Origin of the sequence: Phocaeicola sp. RTP21198st1_B8_RTP21198_201120 (genome assembly GCF_040929485.1) — a bacterium.
GTDB lineage: Bacteria > Bacteroidota > Bacteroidia > Bacteroidales > Bacteroidaceae > Phocaeicola > Phocaeicola dorei.
This window is the reverse complement of sequence record NZ_JBCOCI010000148.1, coordinates 1-5,011: the sequence shown is the minus strand read 5'-3', so window position 1 is coordinate 5,011 and position 5,011 is coordinate 1. Positions and strand designations below refer to the sequence as shown.

At 42.1% G+C, this 5,011-nt stretch carries 5 protein-coding genes; all 5 read right to left on the bottom strand.

Annotation, left to right across the window (positions count from 1 at the left end):
- Positions 1 to 340: V-type ATP synthase subunit D (locus AB5935_RS23440; RefSeq protein WP_368327620.1), on the bottom strand; the 340-nt coding region annotated here is incomplete at its 3' end.
- A 14-nt stretch (positions 341 to 354) separates the two neighbouring features.
- Complete coding sequence (locus tag AB5935_RS23435; protein ID WP_007843366.1) at positions 355 to 1,677, bottom strand: V-type ATP synthase subunit B; 1,323 nt, start codon at positions 1,675 to 1,677, stop codon at positions 355 to 357.
- Positions 1,678 to 1,712: 35 nt separating this feature from the next.
- The gene (locus AB5935_RS23430; RefSeq protein WP_007849477.1) at positions 1,713 to 3,467 is read right to left on the bottom strand and encodes a V-type ATP synthase subunit A; all 1,755 of its coding nucleotides are present in this window, start codon (positions 3,465 to 3,467) and stop codon (positions 1,713 to 1,715) included.
- 18 nt (positions 3,468 to 3,485) lie between these two features.
- The gene (locus AB5935_RS23425; protein WP_007834990.1) at positions 3,486 to 4,322 is read right to left on the bottom strand and encodes a DUF2764 domain-containing protein; all 837 of its coding nucleotides are present in this window, start codon (positions 4,320 to 4,322) and stop codon (positions 3,486 to 3,488) included.
- A 9-nt stretch (positions 4,323 to 4,331) separates the two neighbouring features.
- Entirely contained in the window at positions 4,332 to 4,922 is a 591-nt protein-coding gene (locus tag AB5935_RS23420) for a hypothetical protein (RefSeq protein WP_005839519.1), read from the bottom strand.
- Between the last annotated feature and the right edge of the window lie 89 nt (positions 4,923 to 5,011).

Below are 5,011 nucleotides of genomic sequence, written 5' to 3'. Positions count from 1 at the left end.
ATTTCGGGCTGTTGAACAGACTGTAAGGACGAATGTCAAAGTCTACGTTTTCCAACAAGGGAACTCGTACACCGGCAATCTTCTTTATACCCAAATGAACATCACTCACTTTTATTAATGAAGCATCAAATTCATTCCAAAGTGCGAACATGGCCTCGTATGCCTGAATCTGTTTTTCAAGCCTTTCCTCCAACCCGGCAGCTTCTGTCTTGCATCTCTTTACTTCCATGCGGAGAGCACTTTCCTTATTTTTAATAATAGGAAGCGTACGCACACGGACCTTGAGCTGCTTCTCAAGCTGTTGTAGCGAGGTCTTGTTATATTGAAACTTTATTGCCATGTTTCTTCATTAATTTATTGTTTTTTCCAATGCTGGTCAACCAATTCTTTCTTTATATTGACTTCTTCCGGCTTAAAGTATTTGCTGAACAATCCCCATGTAACATCCAGCATTTCAGTAGTATCCAGATTCACGTCAATGGCGAGTAACTGATTTGCGTAATCTTTAGCGAATGCCAAAGTACGTTCATCATAATTAGTCAAGTCAAAACCATTTTCCATCTTAGTCTTGGCATTGGCGGCATCGGCATACAAACGTACGGCAGCATTCATCACCTGAGGATGATCCTTACGAGTTTTTTTACCACTCACCAACTGTTTCAAACGAGACAACGAACGGAACGGGTCCACAATAACCTTACCGATATCACTATCGCGACGTAGGAACAGCTGACCTTCAGTGATATAACCCGTGTTATCAGGAACGGCATGCGTAATATCACCGCCACTCAAGGTAGTTACCGCAATAATAGTGATTGAACCACCTGCGGGGAATTGTACCGCTTTTTCATAAATCTTCGCCAAATCCGAATAAAGAGATCCCGGCATAGAGTCCTTGGAAGGAATCTGATCCATACGGTTAGACACAATAGCTAACGCATCAGCATAACTGGTCATGTCAGTCAGCAACACCAACACTTTCTGATTATGTTCCACTGCAAAATATTCAGCAGCTGTCAGCGCCATATCCGGAATCAACAGACGTTCTACCGGAGGATTCTCCGTAGTATTCACGAAACTGATAATACGGTCGAGTGCACCGGCATTAGAAAATACATTCTTAAAATACAGGTAGTCGTCATTAGTCATACCCATACCGCCCAAAATAATCTTATCGGTTTCGGCACGCAATGCCACATTGGCCATCACTTGATTAAACGGTTGGTCAGGGTCAGCAAAAAAAGGAATCTTCTGTCCTGATACCAACGTATTGTTCAAATCGATACCAGCAATACCAGTCGCAATCAGTTCCGACGGCTGTTTACGGCGAACCGGATTCACAGACGGACCGCCGATAGGCACTTCCTGTCCCTCAATTTCTGGTCCCCCATCAATCGGATCACCAAAAGCGTTGAAGAAACGTCCGGCCAACTGCTCGCTCACTTTCAGTGTAGGCGACTTGCCCAAGAATACGACTTCAGCATTGGTCGGAATACCTTCCGTACCTTCGAACACCTGCAAAGTCACTTCATCACCCATGATTTTTACCACCTGGGCTAATTTCCCATTAACCATTGCCAACTCATCATAGCCTACTCCTGACGCTTTCAGCGAACAGGTTGCCTTGGTAATCTGGCTAATCTTAGTATATATCTTTTGAAATGCTTTTGTTGCCATCTCTACTCATTATAAATTAAAATTAAAAATTAAAATCAGACACTTCTCTCGGCAACCAATTCCTGTAACTGCTTCTTAAAATCCTCATACTGCTCAGATTTATATTTAGCATAGTTCATCTGTTTGCAAAGGTTGATCATCTTCTTGAAATAATCCATCACCTCAATAAAAGTATCAAACTTGAATTCCGTATGACAAATGTCGATTACCATATTCAAGATCTCTTCCTGACGTTCCATCGGAGTCACTGAATCCACTTCATCAAAAGCATCCTGTTGCAGAATCACAAAATCAATCAACTCTGATTTCCAAAAGATTACATGATATTCTACAGGTACACCATCATCACCCAAAATATTAATCTGTTCAGCAATTTCCTTACCACGCAACAATCTTGTCTTGATTTCGTTCACCTTACCAATCCATTCACCATTAATACGTTTGGCGATATATTCCTCAAATTCCGGATATTCCAGATATTTTGAATAAGAGTCAATCGGGTTCACAGCCGGATAACGCTTCCTGTCGGCACGTTCCTGCTCCAAGGCATAAAAGCAACGGGCCACCTTTTTGGTGTTCTCCGTTACAGGTTCCTTCAAGTTACCACCTGCTGGAGATACAGTACCGATAAAAGTAATAGAACCGGTTTCACCATTATTCAGATGCACATATCCCGCACGTCCGTAGAAGTTGGAGATAATAGCCGAGATATCCATCGGGAATGCATCCGGACCAGGCAACTCTTCCATACGGTTGGACATCTCACGCAAGGCCTGCGCCCAACGGGAAGTAGAATCTGCCATCAGCAAGACTTTCAACCCCATAGCACGATAATATTCAGAAATGGTCATAGCCGTGTACACAGACGCTTCACGGGCAGCCACCGGCATGTTCGAGGTATTGGCAATAATGATAGTACGTTCCATCAGCTTACGTCCTGTATGCGGATCTACCAGTTCGGGGAACTCCGTAAAGATTTCCACCACCTCATTCGCACGTTCACCACAAGCAGCGATAATTACGATATCCGCTTCCGCCTGCTTGGAGATGGCATGCTGAAGCACTGTTTTCCCTGTACCGAACGGACCGGGAATAAATCCCGTTCCCCCCTCTACAATGGGGTTAACCGTATCAATAACACGGACACCGGTTTCCAATAATTTATAAGGACGCGGCTTTTCCTTATAATTAGTCATTGCCTTTTTTACCGGCCACTTCTGAATCATGTTTACCGGAATATCTTTACCTTCTCTGTCCGTCAGAACCACTACAGTATCCTCAATAGTATAATCACCTTCAGGAACAATAGATTTTACTCCATAAGTACCTGTCAACTGAAATGGTACCATAATTTTCAATGGCTGGAAGTTCTCATCCACCTGTCCCAACCAAGCCGATGGACCAACTTCATCACCCACCTTCACCAACGGTACAAAATGCCACACTCTTTCTTTATCCAATGGATAGGTGTATTGTCCGCGTTTCAGGAATACTCCGTCCATTTTATCAAGGTCGTTTTGCAGACCATCATAATTTTTAGACAACATACCCGGACCTAGAGTCACTTCAAGCATGTGTCCCGTAAATTCGGCTTCAGCACCCACTTTCAATCCACGTGTACTTTCAAACACCTGCACATAAACATTGCTGCCTACTACCTTAATAACCTCTGCCATCAACCGGTCTCCGCCAGTCAGAATGTAGCAAATCTCATTCTGTGCCACCGGTCCGTCAACGGTAAGAGTAACCATGTTGGCTATTACGCCACTAACAGTTCCTTTTGTTGCCATATATCTTTAATCTGTTTATTATCTGAATTCTGCGGGAATCTGTATCTCGTCCTTCAATTTATCAATAATCTGACGGAACAGTTCGCTTCCCTTTTCCTTATCCATAGAAATCCAACGGCCAATCATTTCCAGTTTCAACAAAAACACGAAAATCCGCTCCACAGTAAAATAGTTGAAAAAGACAGCGTCTTCCATCCAGTTCCATTTCAACAAATCTATCTTCTTTTCCCTTTCCACTAATTCTTCAATTTCGCTGATACGGAGTACCTGCTCAAAATATTCCAGTATTTCGGACAAACCGAAATCTCGGGCATTCGATGTACGAACCATCTCACTCACATCCGTCTTGCCCACTACTACCTGAGATACGTCCATTTTATATTTACGTGCAGTTAAGGCAGCCAGTATATTATTGATATTCAAATTAAATTCAAACCAGGAGGAAACAAATTGATTACCGCAGTTCATGGCATACGCATAATAGCAGGCAGATAACATATCTTCCGCACGATAGAGTTCCTCTGCGGAAAGAGCCAAATAAGCAGTAATAAATTCATAAAGATAAGATGGGTATCTCTTATCCGGAGCATCGCCTTCACGCACCGAACTGATAAGCGCCAGCAACTCATTCTGAGAATAATTCCCCTCAAAATCTGTCGCAGCTTCCTTATCTTTCAACAGTTTCAACAGGTTAGCATTATCGAATTTCAAATAGAACAAGTCGATTAACTTCCTATCCTTTTCCGATAATTCCGAATAGATTTCCGATTTAAAATTAGCCACTGTATAGTTCAGTTTGCCATCCTCCAACGAAAGATCCGGCAAACCGGCTACCAGGCAATAATAATTTGTCATAGTCCCGTTTTAAAACAACATTTCTACTAATTGAGGACGAAGGAAATCCTTGAAATAATTTTCAAATTCCTCTTCACCGAAGTTCACTTTGTAAGAGCCGTCAGCTGGTGAGATAGTAAAAAGTGATTTCGTTCCGTTCACTTCTTCTATTCTCACTCCTTTATCCAACAAAGCTTTTGCGTTCGCTGCAAAATATTTCTTAAGTCCTTCGGCATCTGCGGTAGAGATCACGATAGATTCGTTAGCAGACCATTGGGCAGCTAATGAAACAATAAACTTATTCAGATACTCCTTATCTGCCACAAATCCTTTCACACTTTCACTGACTACCTCATTGGTCAACAAGGTAGCTATTTCGGTCTTCAATGCATTTACTGCTTGTCCGGCAAACAATTTAATTTCTGATTGTGTATTTTCGGCAGTTTCCTTGGCTGACTTCCGAGCCACAGCGAGAATAGACTCAGCTTCCTTACGGGCATCCTCTACAATCTTTGCTGCTTCATCGCGAGCACTACTAATAAGTCGCTGTGCTTCTTCATTTCCTTTTTCCACACCTTCACGATAAATCTTATCGGTAAGCTCCTGAATTTTATTTTCCATATTCTTAGAAGATATTTTTTTGAGTTTAACACTTTCTTTCTTCAATAAATTCAAAAAGAATAGCCCAAAAGTACAAAAATCAATGATAG

Excerpts from the sequence above, each read along its gene's own strand:
- AB5935_RS23430 (WP_007849477.1), bottom strand. The coding sequence starts at position 3,467 with ATGGCAACAAAAGGAACTGTTAGTGGCGTAATAGCCAACATGGTTACT.
- AB5935_RS23425 (WP_007834990.1), bottom strand. The coding sequence starts at position 4,322 with ATGACAAATTATTATTGCCTGGTAGCCGGTTTGCCGGATCTTTCGTTG.
- AB5935_RS23435 (WP_007843366.1), bottom strand. The coding sequence starts at position 1,677 with ATGGCAACAAAAGCATTTCAAAAGATATATACTAAGATTAGCCAGATT.
- AB5935_RS23420 (WP_005839519.1), bottom strand. The coding sequence starts at position 4,922 with ATGGAAAATAAAATTCAGGAGCTTACCGATAAGATTTATCGTGAAGGT.